The 18,116-nt window shown below is 38.9% G+C and carries 20 protein-coding genes; all 20 read left to right on the top strand.

What is annotated here, in order from left to right:
- Nucleotides 1-11: 11 nt before the first annotated feature.
- The gene (locus tag JI665_RS02230; RefSeq protein ID WP_206835708.1) at nucleotides 12-1,037 is read left to right on the top strand and encodes a Kiwa anti-phage protein KwaB-like domain-containing protein; all 1,026 of its coding nucleotides are present in this window, start codon (nucleotides 12-14) and stop codon (nucleotides 1,035-1,037) included.
- 15 nt (nucleotides 1,038-1,052) lie between these two features.
- Nucleotides 1,053-1,667 carry a hypothetical protein gene (locus tag JI665_RS02235; RefSeq protein WP_206835710.1) on the top strand — a complete coding sequence of 205 codons (615 nt, stop codon included), beginning with the start codon at nucleotides 1,053-1,055 and terminating at the stop codon, nucleotides 1,665-1,667.
- Nucleotides 1,668-1,764: 97 nt separating this feature from the next.
- Nucleotides 1,765-2,499 carry a phage terminase small subunit gene (gene terS, locus JI665_RS02240; protein ID WP_206835712.1) on the top strand — a complete coding sequence of 245 codons (735 nt, stop codon included), beginning with the start codon at nucleotides 1,765-1,767 and terminating at the stop codon, nucleotides 2,497-2,499.
- A complete protein-coding gene (locus JI665_RS02245) occupies nucleotides 2,480-3,781 on the top strand; it encodes a PBSX family phage terminase large subunit (RefSeq protein WP_206835714.1) in 1,302 nt (433 codons plus the stop codon). The genes terS and JI665_RS02245 overlap by 20 nt, the downstream gene beginning before the upstream one ends.
- 14 nt (nucleotides 3,782-3,795) lie before the next feature.
- Nucleotides 3,796-5,298 (top strand): phage portal protein, encoded by a 1,503-nt coding sequence (locus JI665_RS02250; protein ID WP_206835716.1) that lies wholly within the window; start codon nucleotides 3,796-3,798, stop codon nucleotides 5,296-5,298.
- Nucleotides 5,298-6,398, top strand: coding sequence for a phage minor capsid protein (locus JI665_RS02255; RefSeq protein ID WP_206835718.1), 1,101 nt, complete (start codon nucleotides 5,298-5,300; stop codon nucleotides 6,396-6,398). Before JI665_RS02250 ends, JI665_RS02255 begins: the two co-directional genes overlap by 1 nt.
- 100 nt (nucleotides 6,399-6,498) lie before the next feature.
- Nucleotides 6,499-7,077 carry a phage scaffolding protein gene (locus JI665_RS02260; protein WP_206835720.1) on the top strand — a complete coding sequence of 193 codons (579 nt, stop codon included), beginning with the start codon at nucleotides 6,499-6,501 and terminating at the stop codon, nucleotides 7,075-7,077.
- A gap of 19 nt (nucleotides 7,078-7,096) precedes the next feature.
- Nucleotides 7,097-8,077, top strand: coding sequence for a major capsid protein (locus JI665_RS02265; RefSeq protein ID WP_206835722.1), 981 nt, complete (start codon nucleotides 7,097-7,099; stop codon nucleotides 8,075-8,077).
- A 17-nt stretch (nucleotides 8,078-8,094) separates the two neighbouring features.
- Nucleotides 8,095-8,301, top strand: a complete 207-nt coding sequence (locus JI665_RS02270) for a hypothetical protein (protein ID WP_206835726.1) — start codon at nucleotides 8,095-8,097, stop codon at nucleotides 8,299-8,301.
- Between the two features lie 2 nt (nucleotides 8,302-8,303).
- Nucleotides 8,304-8,678 carry a hypothetical protein gene (locus JI665_RS02275; protein ID WP_206835730.1) on the top strand — a complete coding sequence of 125 codons (375 nt, stop codon included), beginning with the start codon at nucleotides 8,304-8,306 and terminating at the stop codon, nucleotides 8,676-8,678.
- Entirely contained in the window at nucleotides 8,672-9,010 is a 339-nt protein-coding gene (locus JI665_RS02280; protein WP_206835733.1) for a putative minor capsid protein, read from the top strand. Before JI665_RS02275 ends, JI665_RS02280 begins: the two co-directional genes overlap by 7 nt.
- Nucleotides 9,011-9,361 carry a minor capsid protein gene (locus tag JI665_RS02285; protein ID WP_206835736.1) on the top strand — a complete coding sequence of 117 codons (351 nt, stop codon included), beginning with the start codon at nucleotides 9,011-9,013 and terminating at the stop codon, nucleotides 9,359-9,361.
- A gap of 20 nt (nucleotides 9,362-9,381) precedes the next feature.
- The gene (locus JI665_RS02290; RefSeq protein WP_206835739.1) at nucleotides 9,382-9,780 is read left to right on the top strand and encodes a phage tail terminator protein; all 399 of its coding nucleotides are present in this window, start codon (nucleotides 9,382-9,384) and stop codon (nucleotides 9,778-9,780) included.
- A gap of 14 nt (nucleotides 9,781-9,794) precedes the next feature.
- The gene (locus JI665_RS02295) at nucleotides 9,795-10,241 is read left to right on the top strand and encodes a phage tail tube protein (RefSeq protein ID WP_206835741.1); all 447 of its coding nucleotides are present in this window, start codon (nucleotides 9,795-9,797) and stop codon (nucleotides 10,239-10,241) included.
- 33 nt (nucleotides 10,242-10,274) lie between these two features.
- Nucleotides 10,275-10,658, top strand: a complete 384-nt coding sequence (locus tag JI665_RS02300) for a hypothetical protein (protein WP_206835745.1) — start codon at nucleotides 10,275-10,277, stop codon at nucleotides 10,656-10,658.
- Between the two features lie 5 nt (nucleotides 10,659-10,663).
- Nucleotides 10,664-11,266 carry a Gp15 family bacteriophage protein gene (locus JI665_RS02305; RefSeq protein WP_206835747.1) on the top strand — a complete coding sequence of 201 codons (603 nt, stop codon included), beginning with the start codon at nucleotides 10,664-10,666 and terminating at the stop codon, nucleotides 11,264-11,266.
- Between the two features lie 4 nt (nucleotides 11,267-11,270).
- Entirely contained in the window at nucleotides 11,271-13,610 is a 2,340-nt protein-coding gene (locus JI665_RS02310) for a phage tail tape measure protein (protein ID WP_206835750.1), read from the top strand.
- Nucleotides 13,607-14,353 carry a distal tail protein Dit gene (locus tag JI665_RS02315; protein ID WP_206835753.1) on the top strand — a complete coding sequence of 249 codons (747 nt, stop codon included), beginning with the start codon at nucleotides 13,607-13,609 and terminating at the stop codon, nucleotides 14,351-14,353. The genes JI665_RS02310 and JI665_RS02315 overlap by 4 nt, the downstream gene beginning before the upstream one ends.
- Nucleotides 14,354-17,896, top strand: a complete 3,543-nt coding sequence (locus tag JI665_RS02320; RefSeq protein WP_206835756.1) for a phage tail spike protein — start codon at nucleotides 14,354-14,356, stop codon at nucleotides 17,894-17,896.
- Nucleotides 17,893-18,096, top strand: coding sequence for a hypothetical protein (locus JI665_RS02325; RefSeq protein ID WP_071160361.1), 204 nt, complete (start codon nucleotides 17,893-17,895; stop codon nucleotides 18,094-18,096). Before JI665_RS02320 ends, JI665_RS02325 begins: the two co-directional genes overlap by 4 nt.
- Nucleotides 18,097-18,116: the final 20 nt, after the last annotated feature.

Below are 18,116 nucleotides of genomic sequence, written 5' to 3' on the forward strand. Positions count from 1 at the left end.
AGATACTGTTTATGTCAATTAATGATTCGGCACATTTAGTTAATAAAATTTTAAGAATGAACATAGAAGAATATTCAAGCTTAGATGTTAATATTTATATGGTATGTAAAGATAAACAAAAAAGCGAACTTTATTTTTCAAAGAAAATTGAAGCTGAACCTGAATTAGTGGATTTTATTAAAGAAAATATTGTAAATTATTTAAAGGAAATTAGAATTGGTGAAGATTTCTCCTTTCCGATTCAAGAGTATAACAAGGAATTTCAATTAACAGATCATATAGGTGTTTTTAACATTAAAGAGCATGGCCAATCAAATAAAGCTGTGAAAAATATTGATTTATTAAAAAAATCTTTTATTCATGATTCGCTTGAGAAATTATCTAAAACTAAGTTTCAAATTATTTCTATAGCTTTAGGTAAAGAAAAAGTAGATTTCTGCTTTTATAAAGGAATCAAAAAGAATGCTAAAACAAAAAAATTGGCAATGTTTTCTTCAAATGAATTCAAAACAATAAAGCAAGAAATTATTGAATTTGGAGGGAAATTCTCATTTTTTATGGATGAGGGCAATGTCTATATAATTGACCCAAAATATTTTGAATTCGCTTTTGATTATACTGATCATATTTCTGAGATTAGTAAACAAAATATTGAAAAGATAACTTCAATGAGCTTTTTTCCAGATGAAATGACAAAGGAGTATTTTAAAAAAGCTTCTAGTCACCAATTATTAGCAAGGGGGCTTGCTAATATAAAACCTGGAACTATTGAAAATGTAGAAAAACATTTTAATGATAGGGTAGAAGAATTAAGGCAGATAAAATCAAAAAGGGATCAAATTAAAGACGGGAAAGAGAAAGAAGCTTTTATTAAGGGAATAGGAGAATTAGATAAGTTAATTAAATTTATTGACTTTAATAACAAAACAGTTATTTTTGATGATGAAGAAGATCCTAAGCCTTTGTTACACTTTTTTCAAGATAAAATTGTTACTTCATTTTTAACAAAGGAAATAAGGGTGATGATGGCAGTATAAAGGATGAGATAAATTATGTGGGGGAAAACAGAACAGGGATTTTTATGGATTATCTCATATCTACCTGTATTGGTGGTAGCTTTATATAGGTATTTTTTTGAAGAAAAAGTAAAAACGTTAGAAGTTTTTGGTCACACGATTTCTGATGACTTTTTACATCTAATATTTATATCTTTTATAATGCTTTTTTCTGCCGGATTGTATTATTATGTACCAAAAACTATGTTTAAGAAACTAAATAAACAGATGGTTAAAGGAGAAAAAGGGCGTAACGTTATAGTGAAAAAATTCGAAAGACCTAACTTGAATGATTATACTTTTTTTCTATTAACATTAATATTACCTTTAATTACAGTAGACTTTACATCAACTGTTAGCTTTTTGATATGTTTTTCGGTTATTATATTCATAATAATTCTGTTAACAAGAGTAGACTATATTATTGCTTGTCCACTATTTTTCGTTTCGACTTATAAGGTCTGGAAAATAGAACTTTTAGAAACTAGTGAACAAAACGAGGAATATACTATCAATGCTTTTGTAATTACTAATGAAAGTGATTTTTTTGATAAAGAATTTAGAGTAGAAAAATTAATTAGAAATATATACTATTTGACAGAGGCGAGATAATTGAAGAGGGACCGAATTGTTTAAAGCATCCTTTGGGTGCTTTTTTTCTTTTGTTCCAAAACAAACATAAATATCAGGAGGTGCCAGGTGATGTAGCATGGCCGAAAAATATGTCCAAGCGGAGAAAGACTATGTCAAAGGCATGAAATACAAGGACATTGCTGAGAAATATCAGGTGTCACTGAATACCGTAAAGTCATGGAAAAAGAGATATGGCTGGAATCGTGATAGGTGTGCACCCAAAGAAAAAAGTGTGCATACAAAAAAGCGTGGTGCTCCTAAAGGCAATATTAATGCAAAAGGCAATAGAGGAGGAGCTGCACCAAAAAGAAACACGAATGCGGTCACCCATGGTTTCTTCTCTAAGTATCTTCCAGAAGAATCATTAGAAATCATGAACCATATGCAGGAACATTCCCCATCTGATTTAATCTGGGATCAAATACAGATTCAGTATGCTGCCATTATTCGTGCCCAGAGAATTATGTTCGTAGAAAACAAAGACGATATCACAAAGGTCTTAAAAAAGAAAAAAGACTCGGATTCAGCTGAGGAAAGAGAATGGGAGTATCAATTTGCTTGGGATAAGCATGCTAACTTTTTGAATGCTCAGTCCAGGGCAATGGGGGAGCTGCGTTCCCTAATAAAGCAATTTGATGAGATGGCTCACATTCATGATGAGCGCAGGCTGAAACTTGAACTTATGCGGGCAAATATCGAGAAAACGAAAGCTGAAATCAAACAAGAGGGCGGAGATACCAGCAAGGTTGTTATTGTAAATGATAAAGAAGCAATGAGAAAGGCGTTAGAAAATGACGGTCAAAACGATTAATGTCATGGACTTGATGAACGTCAATTTCTATTCCCTCTGGCTTGCTGAACAGTCCCATATAGTCGCTAAAGGCGGCCGTTCCTCCATGAAATCCTCGGTGATTAGTCTAAAGCTTGTGGTCGATTTTTTGGAAGATGACCTGGGCAATGTCGTTTGTTTAAGAAAAGTAGGAAAATATCTTTCTACTTCCATTTACGAGCAGATTAAATGGGCCATTTACATGCTGGGCGTTGAGGATGAGTTTTATTTTGGAAAGTCTCCTCTCATAATTCGTCATAAGGTCACCAATACGGCCTTTTATTTTTACGGTGTTGACGATCCCATGAAGATAAAGTCAGCCAAAATAGCAAAAGGCTATGTCATGGCATTGTGGTATGAAGAAGCTGCTGAATTTGCTGGTGTAGAAGATATTGATATTGTAGAAGATACGTTTATCCGGCAAGAAATAGAGGGAAAAGAGGTTAAGGTTTATTTCTCATACAACCCTCCCAGAAATCCATACAGCTGGATTAATGAGTGGTTGGAAACTAAAGCAGGGGATGATGATTACTTTATCCATCATTCAACGTATCTTGATGATAAAAAGGGATTCTTATCCGAGCAGATGATCCGGAAAATTGAGAAATACAAGGAAAATGATGAGGATTATTGGCGCTGGATGTATGCCGGTGAGGTTATTGGTCTTGGTGACATGGTATATAATATGGCTCATTTTAAAGAGATCGATGAGCTGCCAAAGGATGATGATCTAATTCTTATCGATATAGCCATTGATACAGGGCACCAAGTATCTGCAACAACCTTTCTGGCCTTGGGGTTTACGAAAAAGCGGAATGTAATCCTACTCTATACCTTTTACTATAGCCCGGAAAACAAAGTTGTAAAAAAGGCTCCCAGCGAGCTTTCAAAGGATTTAAAAGAATGGATGGATAAAATCCAACAAACCTATAAACGGCATTTTGATATGCAGACAATTGATTCTGCTGAAGGGGCTTTGCGCAACCAGTTCTTTAAGGACTATGGCATCCGGCTTCATCCGGTAGTGAAGAAAAAGAAAATAGATATGATCGACAACGTCCAGGACCTATTGGCTCAGGGGCGTTTTTTTGTGCTTAAAAAAGCAACCAATGAGATTTTCCTTACCGAACATAAAAAGTACCAATGGGATGCTGATACCTTGCAGAGCGATGATCCGAAGGTCATAAAGATTGATGATCATACATGCGATGCTTTCCAATATTATGTTCAGGATAATTTGAGGAAGCTTGGATTGAAATATTAAGGCGGTGACAACCAATGTTTAAAAACATGCTGGCCCGCATAAGGCAGGTGATGTACAGAATGGGATTGATTAAAGGCATTAAAAAGCTGGCTGATCACAAGGACATCCAGATTAATGAGGATTTCTACAAAGATATAGGAAATTGGAGAGCTCTCTATAAAGGGTATTTTAGCGAGTGGCATGATATCCGATATACAACGATTGCCGGACAGAAAAAACGTCGAATGGCTACCTTGAACATGCCTAAGGTGGTTTCTCAGGAGCTAGCCACTTTAATTTTTAATGAGCGTTGCGAGATAAATATCTCTGACAAGACATTGTCCGAAAACATTCATGATGTCTTTAAGAATAATAACTTCGTTAAGAAATTCCAGGATTACTTAGAATACCAGTTTGCAATGGGTGGCATGGTGATCAAGCCATATGTGGAGGATGAGAAATTAAAGCTTTCCTATTTGACAGCTGATTGTTTTATCCCGATTAGCTGGGACCATAACACCATTCGAGAGGCTGTATTCCTAAATGAATTCTCCAAGAAAGGAAAGAAATACACTCACCTGGAATGGCACCTGTGGGATGGGGAGACCTATCTAATCCGAAATGAAGTCTATGAAAATAATACAGGCGAGGAATTAGGGGTTAAGGTTCCACTGAAACAATTTTTCCCGAACCTTGAAGAGGAGATTAGGATATCCAATTACAAGCGACCGGGTTTTGTCTACTTTAAGCCAAACATAGCCAATAACTTGGATACAGCCAGCCCATTAGGAATTTCCATTTTCGCTAATGCACTTGATACGCTGCATTCCTTGGATATTGCTTTTGACTCCTATCAACGAGAATTTAAGCTTGGGAAAAAGCGCATTTTAGTACCGGATACAGCTATTCAAACAGTTATTGACCCACTAACTGGACAAATGCACCGTTATTTTGATGCTGAAGATGAAGTTTACCAGGCGATGGCTCTTGGCGATATGGATGCCAATAAAATAGCAGACATTTCAGCAACACTCCGGGTCGAGGAACATATTTCAGCGATCAATTCCTTGCTCAATGTCTTGGCTATGCAAATAGGCTTCTCTTCCGGTGCATTCACTTTTGATGGCCAGGGGGTCAAGACAGCAACAGAAGTCGTTTCTGAAAACTCTAAGACCTTCCGGACCAAGCAAAGCCATGAAAACCTTATTGAAGCTGGTATTCAGGAACTAGTGGAATGTATTCTTCAGGTCGCTGAGCTATATCAGTTATTTTCTCGGCCAGAAGGCGAATATGAAGTCACAGTTGCTTTTGATGATTCAATAGCAGAAGACCAAAACGCAGAGATTGCAAAGCAAGTTCAGTTGGTTACCAATCAGCTGACTTCTAAGAAAAAGGCGATTATGAAAATCCATGGTTTTTCAGAAGAAGAAGCCGAGCAGTTACTAAAGGAAATTGCTGAAGAAAATGCAACAGCAACGGCTGAAGCAATTGATTTCTTTGGCATTAACAATAAAAGACAAGAACAGGATGACACCTAATGGAACCACTAAGGCAGCAGCAATTAACAATGCCTGTTATCGAAGTCTTTCTATCCATTGAGGAGGAAATCCTTTTAAACATTGCCAAGATCCTGAAACAAGGAAAAAGCCTGCTGGAAGAAGATGTAGAAAGGTGGCAAACCGAGAAGCTTGGACAATTAGGAAAATTAACACAGCAAAATATAATAACTATAGCAAAATACGCAGAACTTTCGATAGAAAGAGTAACAGCTATGCTTGAAGAAGCTGGCTATGAAGCTGTCACTGATTCAGAAATAGAATTGATCGAAGCTGTTGCTCAAGGAATCTTGCTGCAACCTCCTTTACCTAAAGAAAGCTCTGTTCTTGAAGCGGTATTAGTGTCTTTTCAAAGGCAAGCAAGGGAATCTTTCAACCTGATCAATACAACCATGTTAAATCAGTCTCAGCAAATATATTTAAATATCTTGAATGAAACAACAGGAAAAGTCTTGGCAGGCACAAAGACGCCAAGGCAAGCGCTGGCAGAGACAGCAGCAAGGTGGGCAGAACACGGAGTTACTGCTCTTATTCGAAAAGATGGGGCCAAGATGTCTACCGAAGCCTATGTATCAATGGTTACCAGGTCAATGTCGAACAGTGTTGCCAATGAAATGCAATTTGCTCGAATGGATGAATACGGGGCAGATTTAGTTGAAGTCAGTTCCCATATGGGAGCAAGGCCAAAATGCGCAAAGTATCAGGGGAAGATTTTTTCAAGGTCAGGGAGCAGTAATAAATACCCTCCTCTTTCATCTACTAGCTATGGCGAACCCGATGGACTAATGGGGATCAATTGCCGGCATGTTTTTTATCCCTATATTGAAGGTTTTTCAAAGCGTGTCTATAAGCCTTACCCAGCTCCAGAAAACAGGAAGGTCTATGAGGAAAGCCAGAGGCAGAGGCACTTGGAAAGGGAAATCAGGAAAGCTAAAAGACAATTAGCTGTTGCTGAAGCCATGGGTGAATCTGAAGCCATAGATGCTGCTAAAAAGAAAGTACGGCAGCGACAAGCTAACATGAGAGCATTTATCCATGATACAGGCCGAACAAGGCGATATGAGCGAGAAAAGCCTTATTAATAATAGTGCGTCTTTTTAAAGGTTAGACGCCATAAAGAAACGGAACCTTTTTGCGTGAGGTGTGACACGCTAAAAAACATTAAAAAGGAGATTTAAATAGATGGATTTAAAAGAATTGCTTGGAGAAGAACTTTATAAGCAAGTCATGGAAAAAACAGGAGATAAAAAGATTGCTATTGTTTCTGATGGCAATTGGATCCCTAAAGAAAAATTTAATGAATTGAACGAAAATACCAAGGAACTGAAAAAGCAGTTGAAAGACCGTGATACCCAATTAGCTGAACTTGGCGAAAAGGCTAAAGGTCATGAGGAATTAACAGCCAAGATTAATGAATTAACAGAAGAAAATAAGAAGACTGCAGCTGAATATCAGGAAAAGCTTGATCAGCAGGCTTTTGATTTTGCTCTAAAGTCTGCTTTAACTAGCGTCAAAGCTAAAAATCCTAAGGCGGTTGAGGCTCTATTAAATAAGGAATCTATCAAGTTGGATGGAGATAAGCTCCTAGGCTTGGAAGATCAGTTGAAAGCATTGCAGAAAAGCGATGCTTATTTATTTGAAACAGAGCAGCAGCCAAGTAAGCCAACATTTTCTCATGGCCAGCACCAAACGACTGCAGCGGGTGAGCCTATCACCCTTTTAGATGCATTAAATCAAAGGTTTTCAACAACGAATAATTAAGATTAGGAGATGATTGTTTATGCCAATTACTTTAGAGCAAGCAAAGGTAGGAATGGCAGACCATATTGACCAGCAGGTTATCGATGAATTTCGTCGTGCTTCCTTCCTTTTAGATCGGTTAACATTCGATAATGCTGTTTCACCTGGTACAGGTGGATCAACTTTAACTTACGGTTACACTCGTTTAAAAACTCCTTCAACTGCTGGGTTCCGTGAGATTAACAGCGAATACACAGCAAATGAAGCAGACCGAGAGAATCAATACGTGAATCTTAAAATCTTTGGGGGAGCGTTTAAAATTGACCGTGTAATTCAGGATACCAGTGGTCAAATCAACGAAATGAACTTCCAAATGCAGCAAAAAATTAAAGGGGCTGCCAATCTGTTTCATTACACTGTAATTAATGGAGATTCAGCTGTCGATTCCAAAGCGTTTGATGGGTTAGACAAGGCGCTTACTGGTTCTAATACAGAATTAAACACCGATTCTGTTATTGATCTCTCAGATGAAGCAGGCTTAGAAAGCAAGAAGTTTGCTTTACTAGATGAAATCGATAATTTTCTATCGGAATTAGATGGCCGGCCAACCATGCTGATGGGTAACAGCAAGTTAATCACCAAAATCAAATCGGTTGCCCGCCGGGCTGGTTATGCGACTAAGACAGAGGATGGATTTGGACGCACCGTAACAGGTTATGATGGAATTCCTCTGGTTGATCTTGAATATTTCTATGACGGTACTTCAACGGTTCCTGTTGTTCCGATCGTAAACCGTACGGTTGGTACTGAGCAAACAGGGTTAACAGATCTATATGCTGTTTCTCTTGGAATGGATGGATTCCATGGAGTTTCTCCTACCGGTAATAAAGTGATTCGTACTTTCTTGCCTGACTTCAACTCTCCAGGAGCGGTTAAAACTGGTGAGGTAGAAATGGTGGCTGCTGTTGCCCTTAAAGCTACCCGAAAAGCCGGTGTTCTCCGTAATATTAAAGTTCAATAAAGGAAGGAGCTTTTTTTATGGCTAAAATTAAAAGCCCTAATCCTAATTACAACGGGAATAGCGCTTCCCTTCAATTTGTTAATGGAGAAGCTGAAACCGATAATAAATGGTTGCTGGAGTGGTTTAAGAATAAAGGTTATACGGTTGAGGAATCTAATGAACCTAAAAAGAAGAACTCAGGGAAAACGGAAGCTAAAAAGCCTGAAGGTAAGAAGGTTGAGTAGTCATGCCTTATATTGATCAGGCTTTTTATAATGATATGTACAACGGTACTCCCATGGATGCTGAAACCTTTAACAAGTTAGAATCCAGGGCTTCAGATCTTATTGACATGGTGACTAGTTACAAGCTGTTAGTTGTCGATTTATCCAAGGAACCTACTTTGGTACAAACCAATGTTAAAAAGGCTGTTGCAGCCCAAATTGAATATATGTATTCGGAAGGTGGGAAATTGTCAGTTCATGGCGGTTCCCCTTCTTCAGTTAGTATAGGCGGCTTTAGTTATACAGAAGGATCCAGTGTAAAGAAAGTCTCTGAAATGGCCCTAAGCTATTTAAGGCCAACGGGATTGCTGTATATGGGAGTTGGGGTTAGATGTTAAGAATCAGGCCTATTCCTCGGAATCTATTAATTCATGAAGCTACTTATGAACAGTTCGAAGAAAATGGGCGGTATGGTGAATCCTATTTGCCTGCCGTAACCCTGAAAAACATCAGGATCAACTTTGAAAAAAGTTTTAGCAGGGCAGGGGATACAGAAAGCAAAAGTGTTAAAGCTCTAATGTTCTTTGACCAAAAGAATTCAAGTTCATCAGGCATATTCGAATTCAAGGAAAAATCAAAGGTGACATTCCAGGGCGTAACGATGCAAGTCCAGCGTATCAACCCTATTTATGCCGAAACCCTTCATCATTATGAAGTGGAGCTGATATAGATGATCAGCTTCAATGTTCATTTGGAAATGGATAATATTCAAAGCCAGGTTGAAGAAGCGGTAGATGCCGGGCAGAAACAGTTGGATCAGGAAGTTTTGAAGGGTTCAAACTATTTCATTCCCAAAGAAACAGGGGAACTTGTACGTTCAGGGGTTCGGGCTTCACAAATCGGAAAAGGGAAGATTGTTTGGGATACGCCATATGCCAGAAAGCTTTATTACAACCCACAATATAACTTTTCCAAAGATGCAAACCCAAATGCACAGGGCCTTTGGTTTGAAGCTGCAAAAGCCAGGTTCCTTAGTGATTGGGTACGCATGACACAACAGGCCATAAATCGGCACTTGTAAGAAAGGGGTGGATTTCCCTTATGCCTTCAGATTTCATTGACGATTTGGCAAATCATATAGAACTAAAAATCCCCTTGTTCGACTCCTTGACTGTTGATGTTCTGCCAGTAGATCTGAATGCAATTACAATCAGGCGAACGCCTTCATCACCTATTGGGCGATATTTGGACAGTTCAAGGGAATGGGTAATTGCCTTTCAAATATTGGTGAAGCACCAGAACCAGGTGCAAGCCATTGATACTATAAACGAATTAACCGTCTATCTTGATGAATTAGGCCCAAATACAATTATTCCTACTGATGGTTCCTATCAATTTATCAAGTCAGAGATTTACACAATGCCCTTGCTTGTCGAAAAAGACAGCCGGGGCAGTTTTATCTATTCAGCGCTATTTAACGCCACTATAACGAAGAATTAAAGGAGGGTATTTTGATGGCAGGATTCACTTTGAATTCAGCACATACCTTTGAGATTGAAACAACTCAGACAACTGATGAAATGACTCAAGTTTGGGCCCGTGTAGCAGCAGGAATCAACACATTTGATCCACAATGGAATGAAGAAATTGACCAAACTCCATATTTAGATGGTGATGGATTCGGCTCATCCGATGTGACGGCTGCACAGCTGGTCATTGCTTTTGAGGGTCATAGGAAATATGGGGATGAAGCACAGGATTTCATTGCCGGACTGCAAACAGAACTGGGTGAGGGACGAAAAACCTTATTCCGTTGGACAGACCCAGAAGGGGATTCATACGAAGGTCCATGTACTGTAGCAAATATTGTAGGTGCTTCAGGTGCGGCCAATGAGAAAAGCACCTTTAGTTTTGAAATTCATTTCAATGGAAAGCCAACCTATACCCCAGCTGCACCATAAATATAAAAAATATTAGAAGAAGGGGGAAATGATATGGCAATTAAAATTAATGTTCAAAAAGCATATGAAGAAGTCGAGATTGCAGACAAAGTTTATGTGATGGATCTCAATGATGAGAAATTGAGGGAGTATGACAAGGTCTTTAGAAAGTTCCGTAAAGAATCCCTGAAAATGAGCGAAAGGGATTATTCAAAAATGACAGATAAAGAACAAAAAGCAGCGGAAAAAGAGAATTACGAAATTATGTTTAGCGTTGTGGAACTTCTTTTGGGTGAAGGATCCTTTGAAAAGGTCTATGCAGATACCGGGAAATCATTGCTTGTTATGGCTGATATAATCATGCAGCTGATGGAAGTAGTCGGAAAGAGAATGCAGGCCTTTAAAAAGAGAGAAAAAGCCTATTACACAGGAAAATAAAGCTTATGAAGCTTACGGAAAGATTTATAGATGAAATAGAATTTCAAGGCCAAATAATCAAGCTTAATCTTGCCTTTGATAATGTTCTACGGGTTTATGAGCTCCTATCTGATGAAACGTTTGATGAAATAGAAAAGCTTGAAATTCTATTTGAAATGCTTGTGAAAAATGCCTATGAATTGGAACTCTCTATTTTGGAGATAAGCCAATTTATAGGCTTTCTTTTTGACGAAATTCTATTTCCTAAGAAACCTGAAAACGGTGGTAAAAGCTATTTTGATTTTGAACAAGATGCTGCCTTTATTTATGCTTCGTTCCTTCAAGATTACAAGATTGATCTTTTTGAAATGCAAGGCAAACTGCATTGGCAGAAGTTCTTGGCATTATTAGATAGCTTATCTGATGATACGAAATTTAAAGAGGTTTTGGCAATTAGAGCGCAGAAAATTCCTGCACCTACTAAATACAACCAGGAAGAACGGAACAGGATTATTGAATTGAAGCGGATCTATATGCTCAAAAATGAAACACCTTCCCTTGAAGAAGCTGATGCAACTTTAACAGCGATAGGTAAAGCGTTAAAGAAATCCTACAAAAAAGGTAGGTGAAAATATGGCTTCGATTGATGGGCGCATTGTCATCAATACAGAAATAAACACAAATAACGTGGAATCAGGGCTTCAGCAGATTGAAAACCGGGTACAAGATGTAGCTGACAGAATGGGATCCATTGGGGAAACCATGTCCAAGGCCGTAACGGTTCCTCTTACTGCAATGGGAGCTGCTGGGATTGCTGCTGCAACTTCCGTTAGTGATGCACAAGCGAAAATAAGAAATAGTTTGGGACTTACCAAAGGAGAGGCTGAAAGACTAACCCAAACAGCCAAAAACATTTATACAGCGGGGTTCGGTGAAAGCCTTGAAGATGTTTCAAACGCCTTGATTCAAACCCGGCAAAATATCAAGGGATTAGATCAAGAAGAACTTGAAACCGTAACAAAATCGGCCATGAACTTGGCTCAAACCTTTGATGCAGATGTAAATGAGGTTACAAGGGCCGGAGGAAACCTGATAAAAGGGTTTGGGATTTCTGCTGAAGAAGCATTTGATCTCATGGCACATGGGGCGCAGAACGGCTTGAACTTCTCTAATGAAATGTTTGATAATCTCAGCGAATATGCGCCTTTGTTTGCTGAAATGGGCTTTTCTGCATCTGAATACTTTCAGCTGTTAGAACAAGGCAGTAAAGCAGGAGTGTATAACCTCGATTACATTAATGATGCAATGAAGGAATTTCAAATCAAAATCAAAGACGGATCCAAATCAACTTCTGATGCTATGGGCCAAATGTCCAAAAGTACACAGAAGGTATGGAAGAATTTCTTAGCAGGTAAGGGTACGGTTAAAGATGTTCACAATGCAGTCATAGCGGAATTAAAAGGAATGGATGATCAGGTTAAAGCTAATGAAATAGGGGTTGGCTTGTACGGAACTAAGTGGGAAGATCTTGAAGCTGATGCCATGTATGCCCTTGGCAATATTAATGGGGGGGTAAAAGGTGTTAAAGGTTCCATGGATGAAATGAACCGGGTAACAGAAGAATCCTTTGGAACCAAGTGGAAGAAATTCACAAGGGAAGCTTTGATTGCCCTAGAGCCTTTAGGGAAAGTTCTTTTAGACTTTGCCATGGCAGTTCTCCCGTATGTCTCCCAAGCAATCCAATTTGTTTCTGATGCCTTTGCAAAAATGGATCCTGTTATGCAGGCAATAACTGTTGGAATCGGACTAATAGCAGCTGCAATAGGCCCGTTTTTAACCGTATTAGGGGCAATGATTGGTCCACTAACAACAGCCTGGCAATGGTTATCTAAAGTAAAGGCGATATTCCCGTTAATCAGAACAGCAATGCTTGCACTCACAGGCCCGGTAGGTATTATTTCGGGAATCGTTGTAGCTTTAGCACTCTTAATCTATGAAAATTGGGATTCTATAAGCAAATGGACGACTGAAAAATGGGGCCAGGTAAAAAACTTCCTTTCTAATATGTGGAGTTTAACCAAGATTTTATTTGAGCAATCTCTAAAGTTCATATCTGATTTCATAGATAAAACTTGGAAAGCTGCCAAAACAGTAACAGAAAATACGTGGAAAGGAATAAAAACATTTTTCTCCAATACTTGGCTGGCCATGAAAAACACTGCAAATAATGTAGCTGATAATATAAGGAGCTATGTTTCTGGAAAATGGCAAGCGTTAAAGGACAAAACAAATGAAATATACAATTCCTTAAAAACCAAAATACAAAATACTTGGAATGAAGCAAAGGGAATTGTCCAAAACACAGCTGAAGCCATACGCAGAACTGCTGTTGAAAAATTTGTTGCTTTAAGACAAGGGGTTCAAGAAAAGCTTTATGAAGTCAAACAGAAGATCATGGACATATGGAATCAGGCCCAAGATTGGCTTGAAGGTGTTGATCTTGAATGGATAGGGCGAAACATCATAAGCGGTCTTATTCGAGGATTGTGGGGCATGTTTGGAAGCCTGATGGACACTGCAAGAAGCATTGCGAAAAGCATTGCAAATAAGATCCAGAGCGCATTAGATATTCATAGTCCTTCAAGGGTAGCCATTGAATTAGGCTCATTCTTTACGGAAGGTTTAGAGGATGGGCTTTTAGCTAGGGCAAAACAACTGATGAAAGCAGCAACTCAAGTAGGAGAAACTGTTGCAATCGGAACAAGGAAACCTTTGCAAGATGCCAGGTTAGACATTTCCAATCAGAAAGTTCATTCTGCACAAACTGCTTCAAGTGCTGCAGCAGGAGTGGTCAATAAAACCATTCAGCTTATTATGCCTAATGTTCGGACTGAAAATGATGCAAGGGGCATTTCTCAAAAACTGGCAAGCTTAGAAAACAGGTCTTTGCGTGTAGGGGGTGTTAATCCATGAGTTGGGGATTTTCCTTCAACGGATTTCATTCAACATCAAAAGGAATAAGGATTACAAATATACAAGGTCGTGACACACTCCCGGAGATCGAAAGCCGAACGGCTCAAGCGCCTTCTGAAAATGGGGTTCATTACTTTGGTTATCGGTTTATGGAGCGCAGAATAACGGTAGAAATAAACCTTTTCGGTGCTTCTCTATTTGATTACAGAAATAAGATAAGGGATTTAGCTGTATGGCTGAATCCCAACAATGGACCACAAGAACTGATTTTTGATGATGAAACTGATAAGAAATATTATGCGGTTGTAACCGAAAATACAGATTTTGAAGGGATCTTTGCAAAGCGAATGGCAGAAATTGAATTCCTTTGCCCGGATCCTTTTGCTTATTCCATAACAGAAAGTTCATCAACGATTTCAAACGACTTTGCAACAATAAATAATACAGGAACGGCAGAATCATTTCCTATTATCACTGTCGATTTTTCGGCTACAGCTACTGAATTAAAGATTGAAAAGAATTATAATGAATTTCTACGGATTGTGCGTAATTTTGTGGCTGGCGATGAAGTTGTGATTGATTGTCAAGTTGGCACAATTACTTATAACGGCACAACAAACTTAATTACTGCACTTGATATTAATTCAGATTTTTTCTCTTTGAATCCAGGAGATACAACTTTAACTGTTACGCCTGCCGGGGTTAGTACAGTAAGCCTTGTTTATGTAAGAAGGTGGCTATAAATGAACAAACTTTTTATACTGGAAGGTCAATCAGAAGGGCTTCTTGCTGTTTTGCAAAACGACAACAGCGGGAAATGCCCTTTTTTTGATGCCGTTCACACAGAACAATTAAATAAAGATCATACATTTGAGTTTTCAGTTCCCGCAGATCATGAAGCGGCTGCACATGTTAAAGAAAACAATCTTGTAGCATTCAAAGACGAAGATGGAGATTTTCAGTTATTCCAGATTTACAAAATCGAGGAAGAACATAATGGAACTGAAATAGTCACAAGGGCTAATGCGGAACATGCTTACTTTGAAATGAATGACGACATAATAGAAGACTTGCGAACTGTTAATGGTACAGCAGACAGTGCCCTGGATGATGCCCTTTCAAATAGCCGGTTCAAAAAAGGAACCGTTGCGGATCTTGGCCTAAGAACAACAAATTTTTACTATGAATCTGCCATTTCTTCAATTCAGAAGATAATCAGTACATGGGGCGGGGAACTAAAGAAACGCATAAACTTTGACGGTTCAGCCATTACAGGGCGTTTTGTGGATCTCCTTGCAAGGCGGGGAGCTGATACTGGGAAGCGGTTTGAATTCACAAAAGATCTGGTTTCCATTAAAAGAACTGTGGATACTTCTAACCTTAAAACGGCACTTTATGGGCGGGGAAAAGGTGAGGAAACAGAAGCAGGAGGATATACAAGGCGCATTGACTTTGCGGATGTAGTTTGGAATGGTTCAGGCCTTGATCCTGTTGATAAGCCTTTAGGCCAAAAGTGGGTTGGGGATCCGGTAGCCCTTGAACGATTTGGGCGCATTGATCCAGACACAGGGAAGAAAATACACAGGTTCGGAATCTTTGAAGATGGAGAAGAAACGGATTCAGAAGCTTTATTGGATAAAACATGGGATGCCCTTCAAGGCACAAATACACCAAGGATCACTTATGAAATGAACGTTCTGGACTTGGAGCAGGTTGCCGGGCTTTCCCATGAAAAAGTTAGACTAGGCGATACTGTTTTTGTCGTTGATAAAGAATTCACTCCTGAATTAAGGGTTGAATCCAGAGTTATAGAAATCAAACAGGATTTAGTAAATCCTGAAAACACTGAAATAATCCTTGGGAACTTCCTTCCCTTGTTTACTGATCTTGCTTCAAGGCTGAAAAACATTGAAAGTAAGGTCGATGGAAGAACCGGGGTTTGGGATAATCCCGGAGAAATTGGCCCTATTGATGATACTGATTTTGCGGATATACTCCCTGCAAAACCAAATATAACGGCTTCAGGAGCCTTTTCAAAAGTCATTATTGAATGGGATGCCGATTTAAGTAGCTATGTAAAAGAGTATGAAGTTTACGTTTCAACAGTTCCTAACTTCACACCTGACATATCAAATCTTGTGGCCAGGGCAACGACAAGCGTATTTGTTTATGAAGGTGAGCCAAATCAGCAATATTACATCAGGGTTAGAGGGATGAACAGGGCGGGAACTGCCGGGCCGTTTTCTGATCAAAAAACAGCCACAACAGCAAGAATTGTTGCAGGAGATATAACTCCCCAAGTGATAACAAATGATCTCATTGCGTTAAATGCCAATATTGACGGGGCGAAAATGGCTGATGCTTCAATAGGCAGGGCCAAGATCGGCAGCGTGAATGCTGACGTTATCGACACAGGCATTTTAAACGCAGCAAGAATTGATGTTAGGGCGCAGCTAGGGGCCAACATTTCAACTGTTGAGGAAGGGCTTTATGGTAATATGAGACCTGTTACCCTTAACGGGGAAAAGTGGTTCCAATGGAGCGTTTTAAATGATTGGGTTTATCTCATGGAAGATACGGATGAAACCCAATATAACAGGCCTGTTCCTGAGGATGGGGATGAAATTGCCTTTGATTTCTTGCTATATGCACAAAACTCAGGCACAGCGCCTTCCTTGACTATGGGAATAAGGGTTTACTTTGAAGATGGAACTTCATATATAGACACCTTCTTCCTGCATAGCATTGTGGCTGTTCCTGCCAATACTGTTACAAGGGTGCGGTTCTCAAGGGTTATTCCTCAAAATGCTTATTCAGGAAAAAAACCTACTTATTGGGAGTGCTATTTTTACAGCAATACATCAGCGACAAAACTTTATGTAAGGGATACAGATGTAAGGATCAGGATCCGGGGCAATCTCATTGTGCAAGGTGATATTGAAGCAAAAAACCTTAAAGCTTGGGAAGGTTTGAACATCAATGACCAATTTATTGTTGATGCAAACGGAAATGTGTCATTTTCAGGAACCCTTGAAGCCGGGATTTCAATTAATTCCCCAACAATCAATTCAGGGAATATAAACCTTATCGGAACAACTGCCCAAATATATTGCGCAGATGTTTCAGGGGATCCAAGCCAAAGGGCTGTTATAAATGACGGTCTTTTTATGCAATCCCGTTACCCTGTGCCGGGAGATTATAACCAACGAATAGAAACCTCTATATATAACGGTTTTATCAGTTCTGAAGTATCTCTGCCACTTGTGAGCACATTAAGATCGGGAAATGATTTAAGCAAACTTCCTTATGAATACAAATACAACGCAGCAAGAACAAGTATGACAAACGGGGTTATTCAATCAGGCTTTACTGATTTTGACGGGCACGAATACGACATGATGCCGTTGCTTGATGGGTCAACACCTGTTTTCACAACGGCATACCCGCAATACATCTATGCTGATCGTGTCGGAATCGGTACACATGACACTCAGGATCCAGAAGCCGGGCTTTTGCTTGATATTCGTGGACATGATGATTTGTCAATTAAAGAAGCTATGATTTCAGCTCAAGACGGAATGCACTTCAGACTTATTGGAAGCAACAAAAAATATATTTATCTCCATAACAAAACCGTTATAGATTCCGGTTCTGATGCGCTTCAATTGGTGGGGGGATCTCAGAATCATGTATACATCGAGTTTTTCAAAGGAACTCATGTATCGAGAAGTGGTTGGTTTGGATTCGGAAGCTTAAATAACAACAATTTGACCATTTCCAACGAAATCGGCAGGGTTTTTATCAGTACTTCTGACGGTGGGAGCGCTGAGTTTATGGGCCTTGGCAGTCATGATGGAATGAGAATGGCAAGCGGGGCTGTTTTAAAATGGCTTTCATCTTCAAGCACCATTCAGGTAAGGAATAACTCTGATAGCGCATATGGAACTATGCAGGCCATTATTTCTGATGCTTCTGATAGGCGGTTAAAAAGAAACATTAATCCTTATGAAGAATCAGCATTGGAAAAAGTACTTGTTACTCCTATTTATACTTACAACATGATAGGTCATGAGGATTCTAAACTTTTCATGGGTATGATTGCCGATGAAGCCCCAGAAGATATTGTTATAAAAGGGGAAACACCTGATATACCTGACGGAATCAATCTATATCAAATGTCTTCTATGCTTTGGAAAGCTGTTCAGGAAATCAACGAAAAATTGTTAGGTGCTTTTGCTGAGATTGAAGAATTAAGACTGAAACTTGAAAGGAAGGATATTCAATGAGCGAACAGAAACAAACAATTTCTATAGACCCCTATTTTCAAAGTGAACTTGGAAAACTAAAATACGAAAATATCATCTTGAAGGCACAACATGATAATTTGGTTTCTCAAAATAAAGAATTGCAGCAGAAAATCCAGGAACTTGAAAATAAACTAATTGAATTAAAGGTTTCAGATGGTATAAAAGAACCTAAGATTTAAGGGTTCTTTTTATTACCTTC

It is taken from the genome of Bacillus sp. NTK034, from assembly GCF_017303275.1.
GTDB lineage: Bacteria > Bacillota > Bacilli > Bacillales > Cytobacillaceae > Cytobacillus.

Excerpts from the sequence above, each read along its gene's own strand:
- JI665_RS02230 (WP_206835708.1), top strand. The coding sequence starts at position 12 with ATGTCAATTAATGATTCGGCACATTTAGTTAATAAAATTTTAAGAATG.
- JI665_RS02235 (WP_206835710.1), top strand. The coding sequence starts at position 1,053 with ATGTGGGGGAAAACAGAACAGGGATTTTTATGGATTATCTCATATCTA.
- terS (WP_206835712.1), top strand. The coding sequence starts at position 1,765 with ATGGCCGAAAAATATGTCCAAGCGGAGAAAGACTATGTCAAAGGCATG.
- JI665_RS02245 (WP_206835714.1), top strand. The coding sequence starts at position 2,480 with ATGACGGTCAAAACGATTAATGTCATGGACTTGATGAACGTCAATTTC.
- JI665_RS02250 (WP_206835716.1), top strand. The coding sequence starts at position 3,796 with ATGTTTAAAAACATGCTGGCCCGCATAAGGCAGGTGATGTACAGAATG.
- JI665_RS02255 (WP_206835718.1), top strand. The coding sequence starts at position 5,298 with ATGGAACCACTAAGGCAGCAGCAATTAACAATGCCTGTTATCGAAGTC.
- JI665_RS02260 (WP_206835720.1), top strand. The coding sequence starts at position 6,499 with ATGGATTTAAAAGAATTGCTTGGAGAAGAACTTTATAAGCAAGTCATG.
- JI665_RS02265 (WP_206835722.1), top strand. The coding sequence starts at position 7,097 with ATGCCAATTACTTTAGAGCAAGCAAAGGTAGGAATGGCAGACCATATT.
- JI665_RS02270 (WP_206835726.1), top strand. The coding sequence starts at position 8,095 with ATGGCTAAAATTAAAAGCCCTAATCCTAATTACAACGGGAATAGCGCT.
- JI665_RS02275 (WP_206835730.1), top strand. The coding sequence starts at position 8,304 with ATGCCTTATATTGATCAGGCTTTTTATAATGATATGTACAACGGTACT.
- JI665_RS02280 (WP_206835733.1), top strand. The coding sequence starts at position 8,672 with ATGTTAAGAATCAGGCCTATTCCTCGGAATCTATTAATTCATGAAGCT.
- JI665_RS02285 (WP_206835736.1), top strand. The coding sequence starts at position 9,011 with ATGATCAGCTTCAATGTTCATTTGGAAATGGATAATATTCAAAGCCAG.
- JI665_RS02290 (WP_206835739.1), top strand. The coding sequence starts at position 9,382 with ATGCCTTCAGATTTCATTGACGATTTGGCAAATCATATAGAACTAAAA.
- JI665_RS02295 (WP_206835741.1), top strand. The coding sequence starts at position 9,795 with ATGGCAGGATTCACTTTGAATTCAGCACATACCTTTGAGATTGAAACA.
- JI665_RS02300 (WP_206835745.1), top strand. The coding sequence starts at position 10,275 with ATGGCAATTAAAATTAATGTTCAAAAAGCATATGAAGAAGTCGAGATT.
- JI665_RS02305 (WP_206835747.1), top strand. The coding sequence starts at position 10,664 with ATGAAGCTTACGGAAAGATTTATAGATGAAATAGAATTTCAAGGCCAA.
- JI665_RS02310 (WP_206835750.1), top strand. The coding sequence starts at position 11,271 with ATGGCTTCGATTGATGGGCGCATTGTCATCAATACAGAAATAAACACA.
- JI665_RS02315 (WP_206835753.1), top strand. The coding sequence starts at position 13,607 with ATGAGTTGGGGATTTTCCTTCAACGGATTTCATTCAACATCAAAAGGA.
- JI665_RS02320 (WP_206835756.1), top strand. The coding sequence starts at position 14,354 with ATGAACAAACTTTTTATACTGGAAGGTCAATCAGAAGGGCTTCTTGCT.
- JI665_RS02325 (WP_071160361.1), top strand. The coding sequence starts at position 17,893 with ATGAGCGAACAGAAACAAACAATTTCTATAGACCCCTATTTTCAAAGT.